The 23,909-nt window shown below is 75.5% G+C and carries 19 protein-coding genes and 2 pseudogenes; 8 read left to right on the top strand and 13 right to left on the bottom strand.

From position 1 onward, the window contains the following. Positions 1-119 precede the first annotated feature (119 nt). The gene (locus tag I5Q34_RS22470) at positions 120-2,204 is read left to right on the top strand and encodes a sigma-70 family RNA polymerase sigma factor (RefSeq protein WP_199894096.1); all 2,085 of its coding nucleotides are present in this window, start codon (positions 120-122) and stop codon (positions 2,202-2,204) included. A 264-nt stretch (positions 2,205-2,468) separates the two neighbouring features. Here I5Q34_RS22470 and I5Q34_RS22465 read toward each other — a convergent pair whose 3' ends face one another. Genes I5Q34_RS22465 through I5Q34_RS22455 form a run of 3 tightly spaced genes read right to left on the bottom strand, consistent with a single transcriptional unit; the run spans position 2,469 to position 5,517 of the window. Further along, a complete protein-coding gene (locus I5Q34_RS22465; protein ID WP_199894095.1) occupies positions 2,469-2,852 on the bottom strand; it encodes a DUF742 domain-containing protein in 384 nt (127 codons plus the stop codon). After that, complete coding sequence (locus tag I5Q34_RS22460; RefSeq protein ID WP_199894094.1) at positions 2,849-3,295, bottom strand: roadblock/LC7 domain-containing protein; 447 nt, start codon at positions 3,293-3,295, stop codon at positions 2,849-2,851. The genes I5Q34_RS22465 and I5Q34_RS22460 overlap by 4 nt, the downstream gene beginning before the upstream one ends. Further along, the gene (locus I5Q34_RS22455) at positions 3,292-5,517 is read right to left on the bottom strand and encodes a nitrate- and nitrite sensing domain-containing protein (protein WP_199894093.1); all 2,226 of its coding nucleotides are present in this window, start codon (positions 5,515-5,517) and stop codon (positions 3,292-3,294) included. The genes I5Q34_RS22460 and I5Q34_RS22455 overlap by 4 nt, the downstream gene beginning before the upstream one ends. Before the next feature lie 535 nt (positions 5,518-6,052). Between I5Q34_RS22455 and I5Q34_RS22450 the strand changes: the two genes are divergently transcribed. Next, positions 6,053-6,406 carry a hypothetical protein gene (locus I5Q34_RS22450; protein ID WP_199894092.1) on the top strand — a complete coding sequence of 118 codons (354 nt, stop codon included), beginning with the start codon at positions 6,053-6,055 and terminating at the stop codon, positions 6,404-6,406. Positions 6,407-6,711: 305 nt separating this feature from the next. Here the strand turns inward: I5Q34_RS22450 and I5Q34_RS22445 are convergent. From I5Q34_RS22445 to I5Q34_RS22425, 6 genes and pseudogenes are all read right to left on the bottom strand, one after another. Further along, positions 6,712-10,332 (bottom strand): annotated as a pseudogene (locus tag I5Q34_RS22445) (hypothetical protein); the annotation flags it as partial. A 172-nt stretch (positions 10,333-10,504) separates the two neighbouring features. Further along, a pseudogene (locus tag I5Q34_RS36105) lies at positions 10,505-11,509 on the bottom strand (hypothetical protein); the annotation flags it as partial. Between the two features lie 35 nt (positions 11,510-11,544). Next, positions 11,545-12,444: a hypothetical protein gene (locus tag I5Q34_RS22440; RefSeq protein ID WP_199894091.1), complete on the bottom strand. Its 900-nt coding sequence runs from the start codon at positions 12,442-12,444 to the stop codon at positions 11,545-11,547. 319 nt (positions 12,445-12,763) lie between these two features. Next, positions 12,764-14,335, bottom strand: coding sequence for a hypothetical protein (locus tag I5Q34_RS22435; protein ID WP_199894090.1), 1,572 nt, complete (start codon positions 14,333-14,335; stop codon positions 12,764-12,766). A gap of 72 nt (positions 14,336-14,407) precedes the next feature. Then, on the bottom strand, positions 14,408-15,376 hold the full coding sequence (locus I5Q34_RS22430) for a DUF979 domain-containing protein (RefSeq protein ID WP_199894089.1): 969 nt from the start codon (positions 15,374-15,376) through the stop codon (positions 14,408-14,410). Beyond that, the gene (locus I5Q34_RS22425) at positions 15,373-16,065 is read right to left on the bottom strand and encodes a 5-oxoproline transporter, DUF969 family subunit (protein WP_199894088.1); all 693 of its coding nucleotides are present in this window, start codon (positions 16,063-16,065) and stop codon (positions 15,373-15,375) included. Before I5Q34_RS22425 ends, I5Q34_RS22430 begins: the two co-directional genes overlap by 4 nt. Before the next feature lie 139 nt (positions 16,066-16,204). On the opposite strand from I5Q34_RS22425, the gene I5Q34_RS22420 reads away from it, so the two are divergent. From I5Q34_RS22420 to I5Q34_RS22405, 4 genes are read left to right on the top strand one after another with little or no spacing between them, the layout of a single operon-like run. After that, positions 16,205-16,849, top strand: coding sequence for a GntR family transcriptional regulator (locus tag I5Q34_RS22420; RefSeq protein ID WP_199894087.1), 645 nt, complete (start codon positions 16,205-16,207; stop codon positions 16,847-16,849). Beyond that, positions 16,846-17,604, top strand: a complete 759-nt coding sequence (locus I5Q34_RS22415) for a LamB/YcsF family protein (RefSeq protein ID WP_199894086.1) — start codon at positions 16,846-16,848, stop codon at positions 17,602-17,604. Before I5Q34_RS22420 ends, I5Q34_RS22415 begins: the two co-directional genes overlap by 4 nt. After that, positions 17,601-18,227, top strand: a complete 627-nt coding sequence (locus I5Q34_RS22410) for an allophanate hydrolase subunit 1 (RefSeq protein ID WP_277965399.1) — start codon at positions 17,601-17,603, stop codon at positions 18,225-18,227. The genes I5Q34_RS22415 and I5Q34_RS22410 overlap by 4 nt, the downstream gene beginning before the upstream one ends. Next, positions 18,224-19,087: a biotin-dependent carboxyltransferase family protein gene (locus I5Q34_RS22405; RefSeq protein WP_199894085.1), complete on the top strand. Its 864-nt coding sequence runs from the start codon at positions 18,224-18,226 to the stop codon at positions 19,085-19,087. Before I5Q34_RS22410 ends, I5Q34_RS22405 begins: the two co-directional genes overlap by 4 nt. Positions 19,088-19,511: 424 nt before the next feature. Here I5Q34_RS22405 and I5Q34_RS22400 read toward each other — a convergent pair whose 3' ends face one another. Together I5Q34_RS22400 and I5Q34_RS22395 are read right to left on the bottom strand one after the other, a co-directional pair. Further along, positions 19,512-20,552: a glycosyltransferase gene (locus I5Q34_RS22400; RefSeq protein ID WP_307811714.1), complete on the bottom strand. Its 1,041-nt coding sequence runs from the start codon at positions 20,550-20,552 to the stop codon at positions 19,512-19,514. A 122-nt stretch (positions 20,553-20,674) separates the two neighbouring features. Further along, positions 20,675-20,890, bottom strand: a complete 216-nt coding sequence (locus tag I5Q34_RS22395) for a hypothetical protein (protein ID WP_199894084.1) — start codon at positions 20,888-20,890, stop codon at positions 20,675-20,677. A gap of 236 nt (positions 20,891-21,126) precedes the next feature. Between I5Q34_RS22395 and I5Q34_RS22390 the strand changes: the two genes are divergently transcribed. Next, on the top strand, positions 21,127-21,564 hold the full coding sequence (locus I5Q34_RS22390) for an SPW repeat protein (protein ID WP_199894083.1): 438 nt from the start codon (positions 21,127-21,129) through the stop codon (positions 21,562-21,564). Positions 21,565-21,594: 30 nt separating this feature from the next. On the opposite strand, the gene I5Q34_RS22385 is transcribed toward I5Q34_RS22390, so the two are convergent. Both I5Q34_RS22385 and I5Q34_RS22380 read right to left on the bottom strand, forming a co-directional pair. After that, positions 21,595-21,804, bottom strand: a complete 210-nt coding sequence (locus I5Q34_RS22385) for a hypothetical protein (RefSeq protein ID WP_199894082.1) — start codon at positions 21,802-21,804, stop codon at positions 21,595-21,597. Between the two features lie 88 nt (positions 21,805-21,892). Beyond that, positions 21,893-22,222: a hypothetical protein gene (locus tag I5Q34_RS22380; protein ID WP_199894081.1), complete on the bottom strand. Its 330-nt coding sequence runs from the start codon at positions 22,220-22,222 to the stop codon at positions 21,893-21,895. Between the two features lie 292 nt (positions 22,223-22,514). On the opposite strand from I5Q34_RS22380, the gene I5Q34_RS22375 reads away from it, so the two are divergent. Continuing rightward, entirely contained in the window at positions 22,515-23,900 is a 1,386-nt protein-coding gene (locus I5Q34_RS22375) for an FtsW/RodA/SpoVE family cell cycle protein (protein WP_307811723.1), read from the top strand. Positions 23,901-23,909: the final 9 nt, after the last annotated feature.

Here is a 23,909-nt window from a genome sequence, read left to right as displayed (position 1 = left end):
CGCTCCGGTGTGCGAAGGCTCCCCGGACGAGTGGTTGCCGTTCGTGCGTCCGCACCTTCGCAGGTGCCTGTGCAACGCTGACCGGTGTTCGGTGTCCGGCGTGCACGGGAGCCTCCGCTATGGGAGTTGACGGGCGGGAAGAGCCGCACGGGAGCGAGGAGTCGAGCGCTGCGGCGTCGCACCGCGCGCCGCCCGGCGTGCCCGGCCAGGGTGGTCCACGCGGCCGTGCCCGGGGCCGCCACGGCGGCGGGCCGAGCGTGCCCCAGCAGCGCGGCGGCGAGTGGGGCGACTCCTTCGACGCCGCCGTCTCGCGCTCGCGCGAGGACGCCTCCGGGCGGTCGGAGGCGGACACGCGCGGCACGGAGGCGCGGAGCTCGGACGACGACGGTGCCGATGTCGAGGTCGGCGCCGGTGAGCCCGGGGAGACCGAGCCGGACGAACGGGAAGCCCCGCCGTCCGACGCCGAGTTGATCGCGCGGCTGCGCGACGGCGAAGACCCCGGGGCGGATTCGTACGCCCTGCTCTACCGGCGGCACGCCGACGCGGTGCGCGGGTACGCCAGGAGCTGCTGCCGCGACGTGCACACCGCCGAGGACCTCACCAACGAGGTCTTCGCCGGCACGCTGCAGGCCGTGCGGCGGGGTGCCGGGCCCGACACGGCGGTGCGCGCCTATCTGCTCACCACCGTGCGCCGCGTCGCCGCGGCCTGGGCGAAGACGGCGCGGCGGGAGCAACTCGTCGAGGACTTCGCGGTCTTCGCCGTGTCGGCCGGCTCGGCGGGCGAGGACGACGACACTCCCGGCGCGGAGGTCCACGCCATGCGGCAGGCCGAGACGTCCCTGGCCGTGCAGGCGTTCCGCAGCCTGCCCGAGCGGTGGCAGATGGTGCTCTGGCACACCACCGTCGAGGAGGAGCCGCCGAGCCAGGTCGCACCGCTGCTCGGGCTGAGCGCCAACGCCACGGCGGTGCTGGCGCACCGGGCCCGCGAAGGGCTGCGGCAGGCGTACCTCCAGGCCCACGTCAGCGCCTCGCTGACCTCGGCGGGCAGCTGCGCCCAGTACGCGGACCGGCTCGGTGCCTATGCGCGGGGCGGGCTGCGGATGCGGGCCGAGCGCGGGCTGCGCAAGCACCTCGACGAGTGCGACCGCTGTCGTACGGCCGCGCTGGAGCTCGCGGACGTCAACGCACGGCTGCGCGCGGTCCTGCCGGTGGCGGTCGTCGGCTGGTTCACCGCGGGCGGTGCGGCGAAGGCCGTCGCGGGTCTGGCGGCGGGCGCCGCCGGGGCCGGGGCGGGCGTGGCCGCGGGCGGTGCGGGATCCGGTGGCGGAGCGGCGGCCGGTGAGGGGCTGGGGGCACCGGCGAAGGTGGCGCTCGGGGCGGGTGCGGTGCTGACGGCGGGTGCCGTCCTCGCGTACGCGCTGTCCGGTGGGGCGGCCGGGCCGCCGCGGAAGCCGGAGGCCGGGCGTCCGGTCGTGTCGGCCGCGCCGTCGCACCGGCCGAGCCCCGATCCGAGCCCCACGCCGACCCGGACTCCCGGTCCGACCGTGTCGCCGTCCTCGCCGCCGCCTCCGCCCGAGCCGCGGCGGGTGGCCGCGCGGGCCGTCGCCCCCTCCCCCGCCCCGACGCCCTCGGCGACGCCGAGCCCCGCGCCGTCCCCGTCGCACACCCCCCGGCCCGCTCCCCCGCCCCGGCCGGTCCCGTCGCCGCCGCCCCCGAAGCCGCCCAAACCGGTCCCGCCCCCGTCCGCGCCCGCGACCGTCCACCACCTCAACGAGCTGGACCTCGACGCGCTCGGGGACGGCGGGAACGGCGCCGACCGGGAGCCGGAGGTGCGCATCGACGAGGGCAGCCTGATGTGGCAGCGGGACGGGCTGCGCGTCGGCGGCCACACCTATCTGCACGGGGTGAGCGTCGGTACGACCTCCTCGGTCGCCATCGACCTCAACGGTCCGTGTACGGCGTACGACGCGATGGCCGGGGTGGACGATCTGTCGCTCGGGGACGGGGCGGTGCGGTTCTCCGTCTCGGCGGACGGGGAACGGCTGTGGGAGTCGCCGGTGTTGCGCAGCGGGGACGCGGCGGTGCCGGTGCATGTGCCGTTGGAGGGGCAGCGGGCGCTGCGGCTGGAGGTGGAGGGGGTGTCGCCCTATGACGGGGAGATCGCGCTTGCGGATTGGGCGTTGGCGCGGGTTGTTTGTGGGTAGGGGGTGTGCCCCGGTCCCTCCCCCAGAGGGGGTACCCCCACTTTCACCGTTTCTCACGCGCTCTGCGCGGGGCAACGCGGCTGCGCCGCGTTCGTCCTCAAACGCCGGACGGGCTGACGTGCGCGCCCAGGCACGAAATCTGCCCGTCCGGCGTTTGAGGACAGTGCCCGAAGGGCGATCGGGGTCCGGGGTCTCCCCGGGAAACGGTGAAAGTGGGGGTACCCCCTCTGGGGGAGGGACCGGGGCATATCTCCCGCGCGGCGCTCACAGCGCGCGCAAGCCCGCTATCACCAGCCTCAGCACCCCCTCCTCCGGCGGTTCCGCCGGGGGGATCGGGCGGTTCAGGCGGACCACTCCGGCCTCCAGCAGGTCGCCGACCAGGACGCGTACCACCCCGGACGGCAGCTCCAGCAGGTCCGCGAGCTCCGCGACGGAGTGCGGGCGGGGAGCGGTGAGCTCGGCGATGCTCACGTGCTCGGGGCCCAGATGGGCGTCGGCCCCGCCGACGGGTCGCTCGGCGACGACGAACGCCGTCCGGTCGAGCCGTTGCCCGGCCCCGCCCCGCGTCCGCCCCCGCGTCATCGCGTACGGCCGGACCACCGGCCCGGCGTCGTCGTCGTACCAGTGCCCGTCCGTCCGGTCCGTCATCCGCCGGCGGCCTCGCCGGTGCGCGGTGCGCTGGCCAGGTGGGCTCCGACGCGCTTGACGAGCAGCGTCATCTCGTAGGCGATCAGGCCGATGTCGGAGTCCGCGGCGGCGAGCACGGCGAGGGCGCTGCCGTGCCCGGCGGCGGTCACGAACAGGAAGGCGCCGTCGAGTTCGACGACGGTCTGGCGGACCTCCCCGGCGTCGAAGCGGCGTCCCACTCCCTTGGCGAGGCTGTGGAAGCCGGAGGCGACGGCGGCCAGGTGCTCCCCGTCCTCGCGGCCGAGGTCCTTGGAGGCGCCGAGGGCCAGGCCGTCGCCGGAGAGGACGAGTGCCTTGCGGATGTCCCCCACGCGCTCGACGAGGTCGTCGAGGAGCCAGTTGAGGTTGCCGCCGGCGTCCGTCGCCTCTGCCGCGTCTGCCGATGCGTTGCGTATGGCGGTCATCGACCGTCCCTTTCGTCGGTGGTTCCGGTGCTGTCGTGCTCGGTGGCGGGGGCCGCGTCGGTCCGGCCGCGCCGCCAGCCCCGCTGGAGGGAGGCCATGCGTGCGCGGACGTCCTCGGCGTCGCGCGCCGCTTCGTGGGTGGTGGGGTCCGGGTCCATGGCGGAACGTTCCGCCAGCCGCGGGGCGAGTCCGGCGTGGCGTACGCGCCGGGGCAGGGCCGGGGTGTCCTCGTCGCGGTGGACCGGCGGGCCGGGGCGCGGCTCCGGTCCGGCGGGACCGGCCGGCGCCGCGGGCTTCGCCGGCGCGTCCCCGAGGAGCGCGGCGGGGACGAGGACGACGGCGGTGGTGCCGCCGTAGGGGGACGGCTGGAGGGAGACCCGGACGCCCTGGCGCCGGGCGAGCCGGCTGACGACGAACAGGCCGAGCCGGTCGGTGTCGGAGAGTTCGAACTCCGGCGCCTCCGCGAGGGCGAGGTTGGCCTCCAGCAGGGTCTCCTGGGGCATGCCCAGCCCGCGGTCGTGGATCTCCAGCGCGAAGCCGTTGGGCACCCGCTCGCCCACGACCTGGACGGCGGTGTGCGGCGGGGAGAACGTGGTGGCGTTCTCCAGGAGTTCGGCCAGCAGGTGGGTGAGGTCGGCGACGGCGGGGCCCTGGACGGACAGGGCGGGCAGCCGCCGCAGCTCGACGCGCTCGTAGCCCTCGACCTCGGCGACGGCGGCGCGGACGACGTCCATCAGCCGGACGGGCCTGCGCCACTGCCGGGAGGGGGCGGCGCCGGAGAGGATGACCAGGCCCTCGGCGTGGCGCCGCATGCGGGTGGTGAGGTGGTCGAGGCGGAAGAGGGCGGCGAGTTCGTCGGGGTCGTCGGTGCGCCGTTCCATGGTGTCCAGCAGGGCGAGCTGGCGGTGCAGCAGGACCTGGGAGCGGCGGGCGATGTTGACGAAGACGTCGGAGACGCCGCGGCGCAGGCCGGCCTGTTTCACGGCGGCCTCGACGGCGGCGTGCTGGAGGGTGTTCAGGGCCCGTCCGACCTGGCCCAGTTCGTCGTCCGGGTGGTCCAGGCGGGGCACCTCGGCCTCGACGTCCACCGCCTCGCCGGCGGCGAGGCGGCGCAGCACGGCCGGCAGGCGCACGCCGGAGACCTCGTGGGCGTCCCGGCTGAGCTGCCGCAGGTCGCGGACGAGTCCGCGGCCGGTGCGCCAGGAGACGACGACGGAGGCGACGAGCGCGGCGAGGCCGAGGAGGCCGGCGAGGGCGGCCTTGGTGAGCACCCAGGTGGCGACGGGGTCGAGCCGGTCCTGGTGGCGGCGGTTGGCCTCGGCGTCCAGCCGGGCGAGGTCGGCGAGGACGGTGCTCGCGGCGGCCTGCCAGCGGGCGGCGTCGACGGCGCGGGTCGCGCGGCCGGGCCCGGCGAGGACGACGGCGTCCTCGGCGGCCTCCAGGGCGCGGGCCTCGGTGCCGCGCCAGTAGTCGTCGAACATTTTCTGGTCCTCGACGGGCAGGACGGCGAGGTTGGTGCGGTAGAGGACGGTGCGTTCGGCGATGTGGTCGGAGAAGGCGCGGAGTTGGCGCGGGCCCATGCCCTTCCCGGCGGAAGCCGCGGCGAACAGGGCGTCCTCGCGGGAGAGCGCCTCACGGGAGGAGCCGAGGCCCACCAGGGCGCGCCGCTGCTGTTCGAGGCCGGCGTCCCGGACGGACCCGAGGAGGGTGAGGAAGTCGATGTGGGCCTCGATGACCTCGTCGTACGTCCGGGTGGCCGCGTCTTCCGGGACGGAGCCGGCCCGGATCCGGTCGCGCAGGGCCGGGAGGCGGTCGAGGCGGCGTTCCATGGCGGCGAACCAGTCCGCGGCCGCGGAGCTCATGTCGTCGCGGACGTCGGCGTCGGCGCCGGAGCGGAGGGCGGTACGCGCCTTGTCGGTGGCGCGTTCGGCGCCGCGCAGAGCGGTGAGCGCGGTGGCGCGGGCGCGGGTGGGGGTCTCCTTGGAGTGGGGGCGGGGGGTGGCGAGGACGACGAGGGCCTGGCGGCGTTCGGTCTGCAGGGCCGTGATCACATTCTCGGCCGGGTCGCCGAGCTTGCGGGAGACCTCGGCGGCGGTGAGGAGTTCGGCCGCCTCCTTGCCGGTGATCGCCGTGGCGAAGGCCCACAGCACCGTCAGGGACAGCAGCGGCACCAGCAACAGGCCCACGATCTTCCGGCGGATCGACTTCCCGCGAAAGGGCACGTTCCCGCGAAAGGGCATGGCCTCCCCCACTGCACCCCGCGGCACGGGGGTGGTGCTCCGACAGTGATGCGGTGCGTGAGCCTACTACTGCGGGATGAGGGCTCGAAGGGCTGTACGCCCCTGCGGAGCTGGGGTGTTGGACAGGTCGTCCGACTTCTCCCGTGATTCCCGGACTTCTTCCGTCCGTTCTTTGTGCGACCGCACCATGGAGCGGATTGTTCCGCTTCGGTTCGCGCCCTGCCCGTGCCCGGCTCGTGCCTTGTCGTGTCTTGTACGCGCCCTGCACGTGCCATGTTGACGTGCCGTCCACCCAGGCGTCGCAGGAGTGATCACTTGAGCGGCGCCCGGGCGATCCTCAAGTGACCGGAATTCCACGCCGGTTCGGGGCGGGCCCGGCCACCGCCGTTCGCTCCGGCGGGCGAAGACGCGGGCGCGGGGCCGGCGCCGGCGCGCGACGGCCCGTGGCCCGGGTTATTTTGGGCACACCTGCGGGAAGGGCCCGGGCGCGGGCAGCCACTGGGGGAGGTGAGCCGCCATGGACGGGACACGAGGTGTGGAACGGCCCGGGGCGCGCAGACCGTTGTGGGTCGAGGAGCCGGTCCACCGGCCCCGGATGCCCGATCCGGTGCGCGCGGCGGCGGTGCGCGCGGTGCTCTTCGTCGCGCTGACGGTGCTGCAGGGGATGGTCGTGCTGCTCTTCACCCTCGCCGGTTCCTGGTGGGCGTTCCCCGCGGTGCTGGCCGCGGTGGCCAGCACCGTGGCGACGACGTGGTGCGTGCTCGACGTGTGGGTCACGCGGCAGGTGTGGCGGCAGCGGTACGGGGTGGTGTCCGTGCCGAGCAGTACGGCACGGGCCGGGAGGCGGGTGGGGCGGCCTCGGTATCCGTGACCGGGGCGGGGCACGGTGGTCGGGATGGGGAGGTTGCCCCCGCCCCTCCCCCAGAGGGGGCACCCCCATTTCACCGTTTCTTCCGGGGCTCCGCCCCTCGGCCCGGGCGGGGCTTCGCCGCGCGGGAAGGCGGGGGCTTCGCCCCCTGCACCCCGCTCCGGGGTTCAGCCCCTTCGTAACCCGCTGCCGGAGCCGCTTCCGGGGCTCCGCCCCGGGCCCCGCAACCGCGCTTCGCGCGGTCGTCCTCAAACTCCCCGGAGGGGGCAACCCCCAGACCGGCTGGATCGCGGCTCCGCCACTCGTCCTCAAACGCCGGACCGGCTGCTCGCCTCCTCCGGGCGTCGGTACATCCGCGTCGCCGTGATCTCGCCGTGGACCGGCTCCGACTCCGGGTCCTGCTGGGGCAGGCCCGGGCGCAGGTGTTCCTCGACGCTGATGTACTTCAGGCCCGCCCGCAGGTCGGCGTCGTTGCGCAAGCGGATGACCAGCGGGAACTCGGCCAGCGCCGTCGTGTCGAACAGGCCCGTGGTGTACAGCAGCTGGACGCCCAGGGCGTCGGCCACGGCCCGCTGGAGCTCCAGCAGGTACGTGGCGTTGGCGCGGCCGATGGGGTTGTCCAGGAACAGCGTGCCCGCGTGCTTCTGCCGGTCCCGGCCACGGTCGTTGCTGCGCAGCGCGGCCATCGTGCAGTAGAGGGCGATCGCCGCGGTCAGCAGCTGGCCGCCGGAGAAGACGTCGCCCATCTGTCCGACCGGGACGCGCTCCGCGCGCAGCACCGCGTCCGGCTTGAGGATCTCGACGGCCACGCCGCGCGGCAGCAGGGCCGCCCGGACGCCGCGCAGCAGCAGCGACATTCCGTCGCGGCGCAGGTCGGAGTTCTTCTTGACGGCGGAGCGGGTGGCCTCGTCGATGACCTCGCCGAGCCGCTCGGTGAGGGTGCTCTGGTCGGGGTCCTCGAAGCGGATGCGCAGGAACTCCTGGCCGGACCACTCCCCCAGCCCCTCCGGCAGCCTCGACAGCCGCTGGGCGGAGCGCAGCGTGGTGAGCGAGGACTCCACCAGGCCGCGCAGCCGGTCGACGATGCTGTCGCGGTTGCGCTCCAGCTGCTCCAGCTCGTCGGTCAGCACGCGCAGCCGGGGCGCGAAGGCGTCCGCCCAGGCGGCGGCGTGCTCCGGCAGGGCGGACGCGGGCAGTTCGCGGATCTGCTGGCGGGCGGGGGTGCGGACCATCTCGTAACGGGTGGCGTTGGCGTGCCGGACGAGGACGTCGCTCGCCTCGCGGACGGCCGCCTCGGCCGCCGACAGGTCGCCCGCGCAGCCGCGCAGCGAGCGCCGGGCCTCGGCCGCCGCCTGGCGGGCCTCCTCCAGCGTGCCGGTGTACGGCTCGGGCTGCTCCTCCGCCTCCTCGGGGGCGTTGTCGCGCAGCAGGTCGCGCAGGAGGGCGGCGGTGTCGTCGAAGCCGGTGGCCCCGTCCTCCGCCGCGCGGTGGGCGCGCAGCAGGTCGGCGTGGGCGGTGCGGGCGCCGTCCAGGGCGTCGGTGCGGGCGGCCAGTTCGGCGGTGGCGGTGCGCAGCAGTTCCTTGGCCTGCTCGGCGTCGGCGGGCTCGCGCTCCTCGGGGAGCTCGGCGTGCGCGTCGCCGTCGGCGGGGGCCAGCCGCTCGGCCTCGCCGCGCAGCCGGCCGAGCTGCTCGCTGGCCGTGGAGGCGCGGCCCTCCAGCAGCTGGACGAGGGCCTCGGCGCGGGCGGCCGCGGCCTGGCGGGACGGGCCGTCGGCGCCGTCGGGGCTCTCCAGCAGCTGGGCGGCGCGGGTGCGGACCTTGTTGGTGAGGCGGTCGAGCTCGGCGCGGGCGGCGCTCTCGTCGCTCTCGGCGCGGGCCTGTTCGGCGCGCAGGTCGGCGCCGACGCCGACCTTCTCGTAGACCTGCGAGGCGGCGCGGTGGGCCTCGCGCAGCTGGGGCAGGGAGTCGCCGGCGCCCGGCCCGTCCTCGCCGGCCTCGTCGGGGGCGCCGGCGATCTCCGCGCGCTCGGCGCGCAGCACGCGGGCCGTACGGCGCGCGTCGTCGGCCGCGCGCTGGGCGGCGCGGCGGTCCTCGTCGGCGGCGCGGGCACGGTCGACGCAGGCGGCGGCCCGCTCCTCCGACTCGGCGGCCTCCTCGGCGAGTTCGCGCAGCCGGGTCTGCCAGTGGGCGCGCTCGCGCAGCCGGTGGGCGAGGCCGGCCAGGGCGTCGGCGACGCGGCGGGCGCGCTGGGCGGCCTCCTGGCGCTCGTCGCGCACCGCGGCGGTCCGCGCCGCGGTCTCCTCGGCCTCGGCCCGGGCGGTGCGGGCCGAGGTCAGCACTTCCTGGGCGGCGTCGGCGACCGCGCGGCAGCGCTCGGCCTCGGCGGCCAGCTCGGCGAGCCGGCCCTGCGGGCAGCCGGCGCGCCAGGACGTCAGGCGGGCCGCGAGGGTGCGGTCGCCGGCCAGCCGGGCGGCGACAGCGCGGATCTCCTCGTCGCGGGCGGCGGCCCGCTCGCGCAGCGCGTACCGCTCCTCGTCGGCGGCGCGCTCGTCGTGCATGGCGGGGTTCGGGGGGACGAGAAAGACGCCGCTGTCCCCGTCCTCCTGAGCGGGCGCGAGCAGGGCGGCGGCGGTGCCGACGGCCACGGCGGAGCGCGGCAGCAGGGAGGCCGCGCCCAGCACCTCGCGGGCGCGGGTGTGGGAGTCGGGGTCGGTGATGACGACGCCGTCCACGAGCTCGGGGCGGCGCGCGAGCACGGCGGCGTGGTCGGCCGGGTCCACGGACTGGGCGAGGTAGCGCCAGCCGGGGAGCGCGGGGATGCCGTGCTCGCCCAGGAATTCGACGGCGGCCAGGACGTCGGGGCCGGGCGGCAGCAGGCCGCCGTCGCCCAGGGCGCCCAGGATCCGCGAGTCGTCGGCGGCGGCGGTGCGCAGGCCGAACAGGTTCCGCTCGGCGGCGGCGACGTTCTCGTCGAGCAGTTCGCGCAGCGCGTCGGCGTTGCGGTCGAGCTCCTCGGCGGTGAGGGCGGGGGGCGGGGTGTCGCCGGAGCGCTGCCCCGGGACCTGCCCGGGGGCCGGCTGCCCGGGGAGGCCGAGGAGTTCGGCGATGCGCCGCTCCGCGCCGAGTGTCTCCGCGGCGCGCCGCTCGGCGTCGTACGCCGCCTCGGCCGAGGCGGCGGCGTCGGCCGCCCGGGCCGCCGCCAGCTCGGCGCGCGACTCGGCGCCCGCGGTCTCCTTCGCCTGCGCGGCGGTCTGGAGGGCGGCCTCGCGGACCGTCTCGTACGCGGCCGACGCGGCCTTCTCCGCGTCGCTGGCGGCGAGGGCGGCGCGGGCCGGGTCGGCGTCGGGCGCGGAGTCGTCGAGCCAGCCGGCCCGGACGGCCTCGGCGGTCTCCTGCTCGACCTCGGCGAGGCGCTGGCGCAGGTGCTCGCCCTCGCTGCGGGCGCGCTGGGCCTCGGTGGCGGCGGTGGTGGCGTCGCGGTGGGCGGCCTCGCCGGTCTCCTGGAGGACGGCCGAGCGCTCCTCCTGCTCGTTGGCGAGCCGCTCGGCGTTCTCCGCCGCGCCGTTGAGCGCGCGCACCAGGGCGGCGGCCGCGCGGGAGCGGGCCTCCAGCGCGGGCGCGGCGTCGCGCTCGGCCTCGTGGATGGCGGCGGCGACGCGGGCCGAGCGGTCGGCGGCGGCCCGGTGGCGCAGCACGGTCTCGGCGGCCTGCCACGCGGAGTGCAGCGTGCGGGCGTCGTTGAGCTCGCGGCGCTGGGCGGCGGCGGACTTCTCGGCCGCGGCCAGCGCCAACGAGGCGTGCCGGTAGGCGAGTTCGGCCGCGACGGCGGCGCCGCGGCCGCGCTCGGTCTCGGCGTCGGTGACGCGGTGCGCGGCGGCGGCCACCTGCTCGGCGAGCTCGGCGGCGCGCCCGCGCTCCTCGGTGGCGCGGGCCGAGAGGCGGCGGGCCAGGGCGCGGGTGCGGCGCTCGGCCCCCGCGGGCCCGCCCCGGGGCGGGTCCCCGCGGCCCCCCGCCGCCGCGGGGCGGGGGGGCCCGTCGCGGGGGCCGGCCGGGCCGGGCCCCCCGGCGGCCCCCCACGGCCCTCTCGGCCCGCGCCACCGAGGAGGCGCGGGCCGAGAGGCGGCGGGCCAGGGCGCGGGTGCGGCGCTCGGCCCCGGCGTGCACGCCGCGGGCCGTGTCCCGGCGGCCGCCGGAGTCGGCGATGCGGGAGAGCAGGTCGAGGGAGCCGGCGGTGAAGTCCCGCTCGGCGGTCAGCTCGGCGCGGCGGCCGAGCTTGTGGGCGAAGCCGTGCACGAGGTCGGCCAGGCCGTCGGTGTCCCGGGTGTCGGTGACGGCGCGCAGCAGCAGGTCGGTGAAGTCGGAGTCGTTCTTCACCGCGAAGAGGCCGGCGGCCTCGCCCTCGTCGGCGTTCATCTCCCGCTGGTAGCGGAAGAGTTCGGGGTCGAGTCCGAGCTCGCCGAGGTGCTCGTTCCAGCGCTCGTGGATCTCCTCCCACACCACGTCCAGGTGCGGGTAGGCCTTGCCGGCCTCGGTGAGGGCGTCGCGGAAGCCCTTCATGGTGCGGCGGCGTCCCCGTGCGCCGGAGGTGCCGTCGGCCGCGGGACGCATGGCGCTGGACTCGGCGACCGGCAGCGCGTCCAGGCTCATGCCCGGGCCGGGGCGGAACGAGTACCACGCCTCGGCGAACTTGCGCGGGTCGTTGGAGACCTGACGGCCGCGCCACTCGCTGACCTTGCCGACCACGACCGTCTCGCCGGTGAGGACGTGCTGCCATTCCAAGGCGACGTGGCCGCAGTCGTCGGCGAGGAGGAACTTGCGCAGCACGCCGGAACTGGCGCCGCCGAGGGTGTTGCGGTGGCCCGGCAGCATCACCGAGAAGATCAGCTTGAGCAGGACGGACTTGCCGCCGCCGTTCTCCAGGAACAGCACGCCCGCCGGGGCGGGGCGGCGCGGCGGGCCGGCCGGCTCCTCCTCGAAGAACTCCGCCTGCGCGGGCGCGGGCGTGGGCACCGGCGCGCCCACCCCCCGCAGATCCAGCACGGTGTCGGCGTAGCGCGCACCGGCGGGCCCGATGGAGTAGAGGCGGACCCGGGACAGCTCGTACATGGCGGCGGACTCTCGTTGCTCGCGGGGTGCGGTGGTCAGTTGGAATGGAACGGCAGACCGGCGTCGGCGACCAGGTCGAGGTCGTCGGCGTCGTCCGGGGGCAGCAGGGTGGGCAGGCCGTCGCCCACCGGCACGACGCCCAGCTCCAGCAGCTCGGTCATGGCGGCGGTGCCGGCCATGTCGCGGACCTGGAGCTGGTAGCGCGGGGTCGTGCGGTAGGCGCCGCCCGCGTCGTCGCCGGTGCGCTGGAGGAAGCCGGAGTCGACGAGGAAGGCGACGGCCTTGGCGATGATCCCGGTGGTCGAACCGGCCAGGCGGCGGGCGTCCTTGGTGGCCCCGGTGGCGCTTCGCCGCGCGTAGACCCGCCAGGCGGCCTCCAGGCCGGGGGCGTCGCTGGCCGGGTCGGTGTTCTCCCCGCCCTCGGCGGCCCGCTCCTCCAGCCGGCGGCAGGCCTGGCGGACGAAGGCGTCCACGCCGTTGACGGTCACGCGGCCGATGTAGCCGTCGTCGGCGAGGTCCTCGGGGCGGGGGAAGGCCATGGCCGCGACGGCGAGGTGGGCCAGCCCGTGCAGGAAGCGGTCGCCGGAGTCGGCGGTGGCGCGGCGGGCGTAGTCGCCCATGCGCACGGCGAAGACCGAGTCCTCGGCGGCGGTGACGGCCATGCCGGCCCGGGTGGACACCTCCAGCACGACGAGCCCGAGCCCGGCGGCGACGGCGTCGGTGAGCCGGGCGAACGGGGGGTCCTCGCGGTGGCGGCGCAGCAGCTCGGTGTACTCGGCGTCGCGGGCGGGCTGGAGCTTGGGCTGGAGGCCGAAGGCGATGAGCCTGGCGGCGTCGGCGGCGTCGGCGGGGGTGAGCGGAGCGCTGCCGCTCGCGACGGGGGCGGCCGGGTCGGCCGGCTGTGCCGTCTCGTCGACGTCGTGGTCGTCGGTCACGGTTGGTACTCCTGGTGCGTGGTCACTGCGCTGCTGGTGCGGGAGGGAATACGCCCCGGACCCTCCCCCAGAGGGGGCACCCCCATTTCACCGTTTCCGCAGCAGCACGCTGCGCGCGCTGTCCTCAAGCGCCGGACGGGCTGGACCGGGCGCGCCGAATCAGCCCGTCTGGGGGTTGCCCCCTCCGGGGAGCTTGAGGACGAACGCGGCGCAGCCGCGTTGTCCCGCGCGAAGCGCGCGAGAAACGGTGAAATGGGGGTGCCCCCTCTGGGGGAGGGCCGGGGGCAAAACCCCTCCGCGCGGAACCGAAGGCGCCCCATCACGCCCCCTCCGAACGATCCGCCGCCATCCCCGCCGCGTCCAGCAGCGCCGTCCCGACGATGAGGTCGGCGCCGCCGAACTCGTGGTCGTCGAGCGGCGTGCCGTCGTCGACGGCGAAGAGCAGCGAGGACTCGCCCTGGCGATAGGCCGTGCCCACCGCCGGACTGGCCGCGTGGACGGCCAGCAGCGCGACGAGGTACGGCAGTTCGGGATCGCGCAGGCGCGCGTCCGCGAGGAGGCCCGACAGCCGGCGCGGCGCGTCCGCCGGCAGCGCCAGCAGTTCCATCGCGCTCGCGAGTTGCTCCTCGCTGAAGCGGCTGTCGTCCGGCGTCGCGATGAGGTCCGGCTCGGGCATCTCCGCGCCGAGGTGCTCCCGCTCCGCCGGCGGGGTCAGCAGCAGCTCGACGAGGTCGCCGACGCGGACGGACGACGGGGTGCGCAGCCCCGCGCCGCGGGTGAAGAACGCGTCGGTGACGCGCCCGGCCCGGTCCAGCGGCAGCGGCAGCACGGGTGCGAGCAACTGCCCGTACAGGTCGAGGCCCGACCGGGCGGACGGCGTGGCGAACGCCTGCCGGTCCTGCTCGGCGCGGAACAGCGGCCCGGCCTCCAGCAGCCGGGACTGGAGCTGGGTGTGCCGGCGGATGCAGTCCTTGACGATGTCGACGAGCTCGGCCGCGCGCCGCTTGTGCTCGGGGTCGCTGCCGGAGGACGCCTCGTCGCGCACCTTGCGGATGTTGGTGAGGATCGCGTTCTCGTGGCGGTAGCGGTCGGCGACGTGGTCGAGCGCCTCGGCGATCAGGTCGGGCACGGCGTGCAGCCAGTCCACCGCGCGGACGTTGCGGCGGGTGGCGTCGAGGGTCTTGCGGAGGGTCTCCGCGTACTGCACGGTCCGGTAGCGGGCCTGCTCGGCGGCGAGCTGGGCGTCGGCGAGGCGGCCGCGGCTGACGAGGACCTCCAGCTTGACCTCGGCGGCGATCTGGGCGCTGGTGACGTCCGTGTCGAGCGCGCCGACCAGGACGTTGACGGCCTCGTCGGTGGCCCGCAGGAAGACCGTGCCGCCGGGGCCGGGGACCTCCTCGATCAGCTTGAAGTCGTAGTCGCGGCGCACGTAGCCGCCGTCGGTGCCGAATGTGCCGTAGACGACGCGGAAGCCGCGGTCCGCGCTGCCGACGTTGATGAGGTTCTCCAGCACCCAGCGGGCGACGCGCTCGTGCTCGGACTGCGGCCGCTCCGGGGCCTGGGCGGCGACCCGCGGCAGGAGCCGGGTCACTATCTGCTCGTGGTCGGCGCCGGTGTCGAAGTCCATGTTGAGCGTGACGAGGTCGATGGCGGCCAGGGCCACCTCGGCCATCGCGTACACCCCGTACTCGCCCGCGAGGTTGGCCTTGCGCGCGTCGAGGTCGTGCAGGGGGGCGGTGCAGGCGAGCGCGCGCAGGCGACGGGCCAGGCCCTCGTCGGCGGCCGGGCCCGGGGCGACGGGGGTCCCCCCTGCTCGGGCGCAGCCGGGAGCCCGGGGGAGGAGCGGCCCGTTGAGCTGGGGCGGAACGGCCGCCGGGGCTGGAGATGTCACGTCGCACAGAGTAAGCGGTGACACTGACATCGGCCGAAACGGCGCGGTGCTCCGCCTCCGCGACCCGGCAACTCAAACGGCAAAAAGGAACATAATGGCCATATTGCAGCCAAGAAGGATGAAAGCCGTGGGCAGTTGGGCCTTGATGGGACCGTACTGGTCGCTCAGTTCCAGCAGGGCGGCCGGAACGAGGTTGTAATTGGCGGCCATCGGCGTCACCAGCGTCCCGCAGAACCCCGCGAGCATGCCGACCGCGAGCACCGCCGGGGCATTGCCGTGGGCCTGTTCGACCAGGACGGGCCAGCCGACGGCGGCCGTCATCACCGGGAAGGCGGCGAAGCCGTTCCCCATGACCACGGTGAACAGGAACATGCCCGCGCAGTAGACGACGACCGCGAGGAGGACCGAGCCGTCCGGCAGCACGGAGGTGGTGATCCTGCGGACCTGGTCGCCGACCCCGGCCGCGGCGAAGATCGCGCCGAGGGTGGCGAGCAGCTGGGGCAGGAGCATCGCCCAGCCCATCGACTCCAGCATCGAGCGGCCCGCGTGCAGCGGCGTGGCGAGCCGCTTCTCACGCAGCATCACCATGCCCACGACCAGCGCGACGACCGAGCCGATGCCGAGCCCGAGCACGGTCTCGCTGCCCTTCTGCAGCAGCGGACCGCCGTCCCAGTGGACCCTCTTGAGGCCGACGGCGCAGGCCAGGGCCACGGCCGGGATGGTCAGGGCGGGGACGAACAGCCGCCCGCCGAACCGCTCGGCGCCCGCCGCGCGCCGCTCCGCCGCGCCCTCGGGCGGCGCGCCGCGACCGGTGCGGCCGAAGCCCGCGAGGCAGACCATGACGAGGACGGCGGCGCCCAGCGGTTCGGCCGGGGCGCGGTGGTCGGCCACCCACGTCCCGTAGACGAACCCCGCCCCGAGCAGGCCCCAGAAGAGCGCGCTGCCGTGGCGTCTGGGGTTGGTGCGGTCGCCGAGCATCTGGACGGCCATGACCAGGAAGAGCCCGCCGACCAGCCAGTGGAACCACTCCGCCTTGATCACTTCACGGCCGCCTTCCGGTCCGCCGGCGGGGCGGCGAGCAGGCCGCGGTCCAGTCTCAGCAGCCGCCAGCCGTGCACCGCGAGCGCGCACACGGCCGTCGGTATCGCCCACAGCGCGAGCTCCAGCGGTTCGAGGCGGGTGTGGTAAGTGGTGTTGACGAATCCGGTGATGAGCAGGATGGAACCGACGGCCAGGAAGACGTCCTCTCCGAAGAAGAAGCCGACGTTGTCGGCGCTGGCGGCGAACGAGCGGACGCGTTCGCGGACCCGGTCCGGCAGCGGGCCGTGCGCCCGCTCGGCCGCGGCCTCGGCCATCGGCGCGGCGAGCGGCCGCACCGTCTGGGCGTGCCCGAGCACCCCGCCCAGCCCGACGGCGGAGGTCAGCTGGCGCAGCAGCAGGTAGAGGGCGAGGAAGCGGCCGGCGGTCAGGGAGGCGAAGCGGGCGACGAGCCGGCGGGCCTGCTCCTGGAGGCCGTGGTGTTCCAGCAGGCCGATGACGGGCAGGGTGACGGCGAAGATCGTCACTCCCCGGCCGGCGGCGAAGCCGGTGCCGAAGGCCGCCAGCACCTCGCGCGGCGACAGGCCGCCGAGCAGGCCGGTGACGATGCCCGCCACGCCGACGACGAGCAGTGGGTTGCGCCGCGTGGCGAATCCGGCCACGACCACGAGGACGCCCAGAAGTACGAGCATGCGCCCCGCCTTTCGCATCTCGGACCTCACTCGACCGGGTGAGGCGACTGGCGAGGAGGCTAGGATGTTGTTCAACAATCCTCAAGGGTTCGCAGCCTTCAAGGACTTGTGCCCGGTCACCCTCTCCCCAGGAGATGCCATGACCCGTTCCACCGCGCAGCGCGTCGCCGCCGCCCTCCGCGAACGCATCGAGCGCGGCGCCCTGCCGCCCGGGACCCGGCTCTCGGAGGAGGCGCTCGGCCAGGATCTCGGGGTCTCGCGCAACACCCTGCGCGAGGCGTTCCGCCTGCTGATCCACGACAGCCTCGTCGAACACCGGCTCAACCGGGGGGTGTTCGTCCGCGTCCCCGGCCCCGACGACGTCACGGACATCTACCGGGTGCGCGACGCCCTGGAGACCGCCGGCGTGCGCGCCGCCGAACACGCGCCCCCCGCACTGCGCGAGGCGGTCACCACGGCGGTGACGGAGGCCGAGTGGGCCGCCGACGACGGCGACTGGCCGAAGGTCGCCACCGCCGACCTGGCCTTCCACCGGGCACTGGCCGGGCTCGGCGCCAGCCCGCGGATCGACACCGCCATGGACCGGCTGCTGGCCGAACTGCGCCTGGCCTTCCACACGATGCCCTCGCCCCGCCGCTTCCACGAACCGTTCCTGGTCCGCAACCGCGCCATCGAACAGCTCCTGGTCAAGGGCGAGTACGCCCGCGCCGAGGCCGAACTGACCGCCTATCTGGACGACGCCCGGCAGCTCATCGTCGACACCATGCTGGAGAAACGACCGTGACCGTCCTGGATCTCAACGCCGACCTGGGCGAGGGCTTCGGACGCTGGCGGCTGACCGACGACGAGGCCCTGCTGTCCGTCGTCACCAGCGCCAACGTCGCCTGCGGCTTCCACGCCGGCGACCCCTCGACCATGCGCCGCGTGTGCGAACTCGCCGCCGAACGCGGGGTACGCATCGGCGCCCAGGTCTCCTACCGCGACCTGGCCGGCTTCGGGCGGCGTGCCATGGACGTGCCGGAGGACGAGCTCGCGGACGAAATCACCTATCAGATCGGCGCGTTGCGCGTCTTCGCCCGGGCGGCCGGGGCCGACGTGGCGTATGTGAAACCGCACGGCGCCCTCTACAACCGGACCGTCACCGACGCCGGGCAGGCCGCGGCCGTCGTGGCCGGCGTCCTCGCGGCCGGGGCCCCGCTGCCCGTCCTGGGCCTGCCCGGCTCGCGGCTGCACGAGACCGCCGCGCGGGCCGGACTGCCCGTGGTCGCCGAGGCGTTCGCCGACCGCGCCTACACCGCCGCCGGCACGCTCGTCCCGCGCGGCACCGAGGGCGCGGTGATCACCGAACCGGACGCCGTGGTGGCCCGCTCCGTCCGGCTCGCGCGCGACGCGGCCGTCACCGCCCTGACCGGCGAGGACGTCACCGTCCGCGCCCGCTCGCTGTGCGTGCACGGCGACACGCCCGGCGCGGCGGCCCTCGCCCGGCGCGTGCGGGAGGCCCTCGGGGCCGCGGGCGTCCGGCCGGAGGCGTTCGCGTGAGCACCGCGCCACGCCCCCTGCGCGTGGGGCCGCACGCCCTGCTGATCGAGGTCGCGGACACCGCGGCGGCCCAGGCGCTCCACGCCGAGCTGCTGCGCCGCCGGGAGGCGGGCGCGCTGCCGCCCGTGTCGGAGATCGTCCCCGCCGCGCGCACCGTCCTGCTGGACGGCCTCGCCGATCCCCCGGCCCTCGCCGCCGAGATCGCGACGTGGACCGTGCCACCGCTGCCGCCCGCCGAGGGCGAACCGCTGGTCGTCGGGGTGCGCTACGACGGCGCCGACCTGGCCGAGGTCGCGGAGCTGTGGCAGGTCGCCGAGGAAGAGGTGGCGCGCGTCCACTCCGCCCTCGAATTCCGGGTCGCCTTCTGCGGGTTCGCGCCCGGATTCGGCTATCTGACCGGCCTGCCGGAGGAGTTGCACGTACCGCGCCGGGCGACTCCGCGCACGTCCGTGCCGGCCGGCTCGGTAGCGCTGGCCGGCGCGTACACGGGCGTCTACCCGCGCTCCTCCCCCGGCGGCTGGCTGCTCATCGGACGGACGGACGCCGTGATGTGGGACGCCGGACGGGACCCGGCGGCGCTGCTGGTGCCGGGGCGCCGGGTGCGGTTCGAGGTGCTCCCGTGAGCGCCCTGACGGTCGTCCGGGCCGGGGCGCTGACGACCGTGCAGGACCTGGGCCGGACCGGCCTCGCCCACCTCGGCGTCCCGCGCTCCGGCGCCCTCGACGGACCCGCCCACCGGCTGGCCAACCGGCTCGTCGGCAACCCGGCCGGCCACGCGACCCTGGAGACCACGGTCAACGGATGTGCCGTGCGTGTCTCTTCGCCGGTGACGGTGGCCGTGACCGGCGCACCCTGCCCGGTGCGGGCGGACGGCCGTCCCGTCGCCTGGGGCGCCCCGGTGCGGCTGCCCGCCGGCGCCGTCCTCGACGTGGGGACCGCGAGCGCGGGGCTGCGCGGCTACGTCGCGTTCGCGGGCGGCGTGGACGTGCCGCCCGTACTCGGCAGCCGCTCGCGCGACCTGCTCTCCGGCCTCGGGCCCGAGCCGCTCGCCGACGGGGCGGTCCTGCCGCTGGGCGCCCCCTGCGGGCCGCCGGCCGCGGCGGACGCGGTCCCCTCGGCCGGGCCGCCCGTCGGCGAACTCGTCCTGCCGCTGGTTCCCGGCCCGCGGGACGACTGGTTCGCCCCGGGCACGCCGGCCGCCCTGGCGGGCGGCCGCTTCCGGGTCTCCCCGGCGAGCAACCGCATCGGCCTGCGCACGGAGGGCCCCGCGCTGAAGCGCACGACCGACGGCGAACTCCCCAGCGAGGGAATGGTGCTGGGCGCGGTCCAGGTGCCGCCGGACGGGCACCCGGTGGTCTTCCTCGCGGACCACCCGACGACGGGCGGGTACCCGGTGATCGGGGTGGTCCCGGAGTCGGCACTGGCGGGGGCGGGGCAGGCGGGGGCGGGGGTGGTGGTGCGGTTTGTGGTGGCGCGGGGGTGAGTTTGCCCCGGACCCTCCCCCAGAACCGTTTCTCGCGCGCTCCGCGGGGGGGCAACGCGGCTGCGCCGCGTTCGTCCTCAAGCGCCGGACGGGCTGATCATTCAGCCCGTCCGGCGCTTGAGGGGTGCCCCCTCTGGGGGAGGGTCCGGGGCCCCCCCCCCCCCCAGGAAACCCCCAAGGACCCCAATCAACACCCAACACTAAACACAACAAAACCGACGCAAGCACCCCCCCGGGGGGGGGGGGTTTTGGGGGGGGGGGGGGGGTGGTTTGCCCCGGACCCTCCCCCAGAACCGTTTCTCGCGCGCCCCGGGGGGGGGCAACGCGGCTGCGCCGCGTTCGTCCTCAAGCGCCGGACGGGCTGATCATTCAGCCCGTCCGGCGCTTGAGGGGTGCCCCCTCTGGGGGAGGTTCCGAGGCACCCCTACCCCACAGAAACCCCCACCTCCCCGTAGTAACCCAACAACTGATCCCCCACCACCTCCCACGTCCGCCCCACCACCCCCTCCCTCCCCGCCATCCCGAACTCCGCCCGCCGCCCTCTCCCCGCCTCCAGCGTCAACACCGCGTCCCGCAACGCCTGCGCATCCCCGTACCCGACATGCAGGCCGGTCCGGCCGTGCCGAACGGGATCGCCGGGATCCCCCGTCGCCGGAGCGATCACCGGCACACCACTGGCCAGCGCCTCCCGCACGCCCAGGGAAGAGCCCCCGGGCGGCCCGGGATGCACAAAGACATCCAACGACGCGTGGATCCGGGCGAGTTCGGAGCCCGTGCGGCACCCGAGGAAGCGCGCCCCCGGCAGCACCCCGCGCAGCACCCCCGCGTACGGCCCGTCGCCCGTGACCACGAGCCGCACACCGGGCAGCGCACAGACCGGCTCCAGCAGGTCCAGCCGCTTCTCCGGGACGAGACGGCCGACGTAACCGACGATCAGCTCCCCGCCGGGCGCCAGCGCACGGCGCAGTTCGAGGTCGCGGTGGCGGGGGTGGAACCGCTCGGGGTCCACCCCGGGCGGCCACGGCCGCACCCGCGGCACGCCGCGCCCGGTCAGAGCGTGGGCCGCCGCGACGGACGGCGCAAGGGTCAGACTGGCCGCCGGGCCGGCCGGGCGCGCGGGGACGGCCCGCCGGACGGCCACCACAGGAACGCCGAGCCGGGCACCCGCCGCCACCCCACGCGCCCCGAGCGCGCGCGGCGCGGTCACGTGCACGACATCGGGCCGGTGCGCCGCGAGCGCCTTCGCGAGGCGCCACCCGCCGGTCCGGACCACCCCCGGCCACCCCTCGGTCGCCGCACTGTCGTCGCACCTGCCCCGGCGGCGGCCCGCGGGCACCAGGACGAGCGGTTCATGGCCGCGCCGCTCCAGATGCCGGACGGTCTGCCGGACCCAGTGGGCGGCGCCGCCGACATCGGGCGGAAACGATTCGGTGACGATGGCGACGCGCATATCGCTGTTGTCCACAGCGGGGGCGTGGCGCGGGCCACGGGGATCTTTCCGCCCGGGGAACGACGCGTGAGCGTTGGGACTGCCGCCCGGCGGGTTCCCGAGCCGCACGGGTCACACAGGCCGTGCGGGCCGTGCGGTCAGTCGATGCCGCGGACGATGTGCGGTTCGTCGTCCTCGTCGCCGAAGGCGCGGAAGGCCCGGAAGATGTCGACGGCGTCGAGGCCGTCGGACACGGGGGTTTCGGGCTCGCCGCGCGCCGGGTCCCCGAGGGCGGACGCGGGACGGGCCGGCCCGTCGCCGAGGCCCGGTAAGCGCTCCGACAGGAGCTCTTCCTGTGCTGCGGGCTGTTCCATGAGGTGGTACCTCCCCCTGACGAGCCGTGCGGTGCCGTTCCGGGGCTCGGAGCCGGAAAGGGCACCGGCCCCTGAAAGAACACCCTTCCCCGCACACCCGTCCGGTACGCCCCCGGCGCATCGCACGCCATCAGATCGGACCATTCGCCCTCATTCGGGTGAATTAAGACCTAATGAGGTTAAACTGCAAGAAGGTCCGACTCTCCAGTTCCCCGTGTGGAAGGAAGGTGGCTGACGTGACCGCCCCAACGTCACCCCGGATCGAGCAGCACCCGGACATCATGGCGCTCCGCGCCCATTCGGAGGAGACGACGGCGCTCCCCGCCGCCCAGGCCGTCGAGGCGCTCGCCCTGTTGTGCGGCGTCTACCTGGCCGCCTCCCCTTGGATCGTGGGCTTCAACGGCGTGTCCACCCTGACCGCCAACAACCTGATCACCGGAATCGCCTTCGCCCTGCTGGTCGGCGGCTTCGGTTCCGCGTACGAACGCACGCACTCCATGAGCTGGGCCGCCCTGGGCGTGGGGGTCTGGACGATCATTTCGCCCTGGGTCGTGGCCGGGCACTCCTTCGGGACGGCCGCCAACGTCAGCAACGTCATCGTCGGCGCCGTCTGCTGCGTGACCGCGCTCGCCCTGGCCGGAATGGGTGTGAACCGGGCCCGGACCCGGCGGTGACGCGGCGGTCCGCGCCGCCCGCCGGGCGCGTCAGCGCGGGCGGGCGGGCGCGGGCCCCTCGTCGGCCGGGCCGGGAGCGGAAGGTCCCGCGGCGGCTCCGGCCGCCGCGGGCGCGTCCGGCCCGGCGGCGGCCCAGCCGGCCCGGTCCACCCCCTCGCCGAGGGCCCGGCGTGCCCGCTTGCGCAGCTGCGAGTCCATGTCACGGCGGATCCGTCCGATGATCTCATCCATGTCCGGCATGCGGGCGAGAGTAGATCATCGGACCTCAACACCGCATAGGATCATGGGTATTCACCCGTGCGGATGACGGAGCCGGGCCGACGGACCGTCAGCCGCCCTGCGCCGCCGCGAGCGCTCCCGCCCCGCTCCGCGCGTACCAGCGGTCCCCGCGCTGCTCCACCAGCCCCTGCCCGGCGAGCCCGGCGACGTGCTTGAGGATGGTGCGCGGCTGATAGCCGACCGCGGCGCACAGGTCCTCGACGGACGCGCCCCCCGCCCCGTAGGAGCACAGGCCGTCCCACGTCCTGGCCGTGTGCCGGCTCAGGTCGGGGACGACGGTCCGCTCCGGCCCGGGGCGGGTGCGCGGGCGGGACGGGCCGACCGGCCTCGGGGTGCGGTTGACCCTGCGGTGCCTGCGGCCCTTCTGGCGCTTGCTCATGAACCACTCTCCTGTTCCGGTGTCGCGGGGCGCGCTGCCCTGGGGTCAACTCACCGCACCCTCGGGCGGTTACGGACATCACCTTCGGGCGCCGCGCCATGACGCACCGCTACCACGGAGCGCCGGACGACAGTCCTCCATGTCGGATATGTGACGCTGGTGGCGTGCAGATATCAAATGTCGAGGATGAGACGGGACGCACCGGATTGCCGAGGAATCTTGAGCCGGACCGGGTTTTCTGCGTGTTCCACGGCCGGAGCCGATCAACATGACGGATGTGACCGTGGAACCCGTGCGCGCGGAGGCCGACGGCGGCGAGGCGCCCGCCCCGTCCCCGGCCCGCGGACGGCGCCGCCTGCGCGAGGCCCTGCTGCTCTGCCTCGCCGTGCTCATCAGCACCTTCGGCTACCTCTACGCGGGGCTGTCGACCACCGGTGAGATCCCGCCCCGGCTCGCGGGCTTCGCCGGGTGCATGGTCTGCCTGGCCCTGGTGCCGCACCTGGTGCTGCGCCGCTGGGCGCCCGACGCCGACCCGCTGATCCTGCCCATCGCGACCCTGCTGTCGGGCATCGGGCTCGTGCTGCTGTTCCGGCTGGACTTCGCCTACGCCAAGCGGTACGAGTCGCCCGGCACGGCCTCCGGCCAGTTGCTGTGGACCGTCATCGGCGTCGCCGTCTGCGTGGGCGTCCTGCTGGTGCTCCGGGATCATCGATGGCTCCGGCGCTACATCTACCTCACGATGGCCGTCGCCCTGGTGCTGCTGATGGCGCCCGCGGCCTTCCCCGGGGACACCTACGGCGCCAAGCGCTGGATCTTCCTCGGGCCGCTGTCCTTCCAGCCCGGCGAGTTCGTCAAGACCATGATCGCGATCTTCTTCGCGGGCTACCTGGTCACCCACCGCGACGCCCTCGCCTTCACCGGCCGCAAGGTCCTCGGCTTCCGCCTGCCGCCCGGCCGGCAGCTCGCGCCCATCCTCGCGGTGTGGGTGCTGAGCCTGATGGTCCTGGTCCTGGAGCGTGACCTCGGCACCTCGCTGATCTTCTTCGGGCTGTTCGTGGTGATGCTCTACGCGGCCACCGAGCGCACCAGCTGGGTCGTCTGCGGCCTGCTGATGGCCGCCGTCGGGGCCGCCGCCGTCGGTTCGACGGAGCCGCACGTCAAGGGCCGCATCGTCGCCTGGCTGCACCCCTTCGACATCTACCTGCCCAAGGAGCAGCGGCCCCCGGGCCTGATCTCCGACCAGGCCGCGCAGGCGCTCTTCGGCTTCGGCAGCGGCGGGGTGACGGGCACGGGCCTCGGCCAGGGCCACCCCGAGCTGATCGGCTTCGCGGGCCGCAGCGACTTCATCCTCACCACCGTCGGCGAGGAGCTCGGGCTCGCCGGGGTGATGGCGGTGCTGCTGCTCTACGCGCTGCTCGTCCAGCGCGGCCTGAGCGTGGCGCTGCGCTCGCGCGACCCGTTCGGCAAGCTGCTCGCCGTCGGCCTCGCGGCGGCGCTGGCGCTCCAGGTCTTCGTGGTGGCCGGCGGCGTGCTCGGGCTCATCCCGCTGACCGGCAAGGCCCTGCCCTTCCTCGCCAAGGGCGGCTCCTCGCTGGTGGCCAACTGGCTCATGATCGCCCTGCTGCTCAGGATCAGCGACGCCGCCGGGCGCGAACGGGCGCCCGCGCAAAGGGAGTAGAGCGCGGGG

The organism is Streptomyces sp. AV19 (genome assembly GCF_015999245.1).
Taxonomy (GTDB): Bacteria; Actinomycetota; Actinomycetes; order Streptomycetales; family Streptomycetaceae; genus Streptomyces.
Note: the sequence above shows the minus strand (reverse complement) of the source record. Positions and strands in the feature narration are given on the sequence as shown.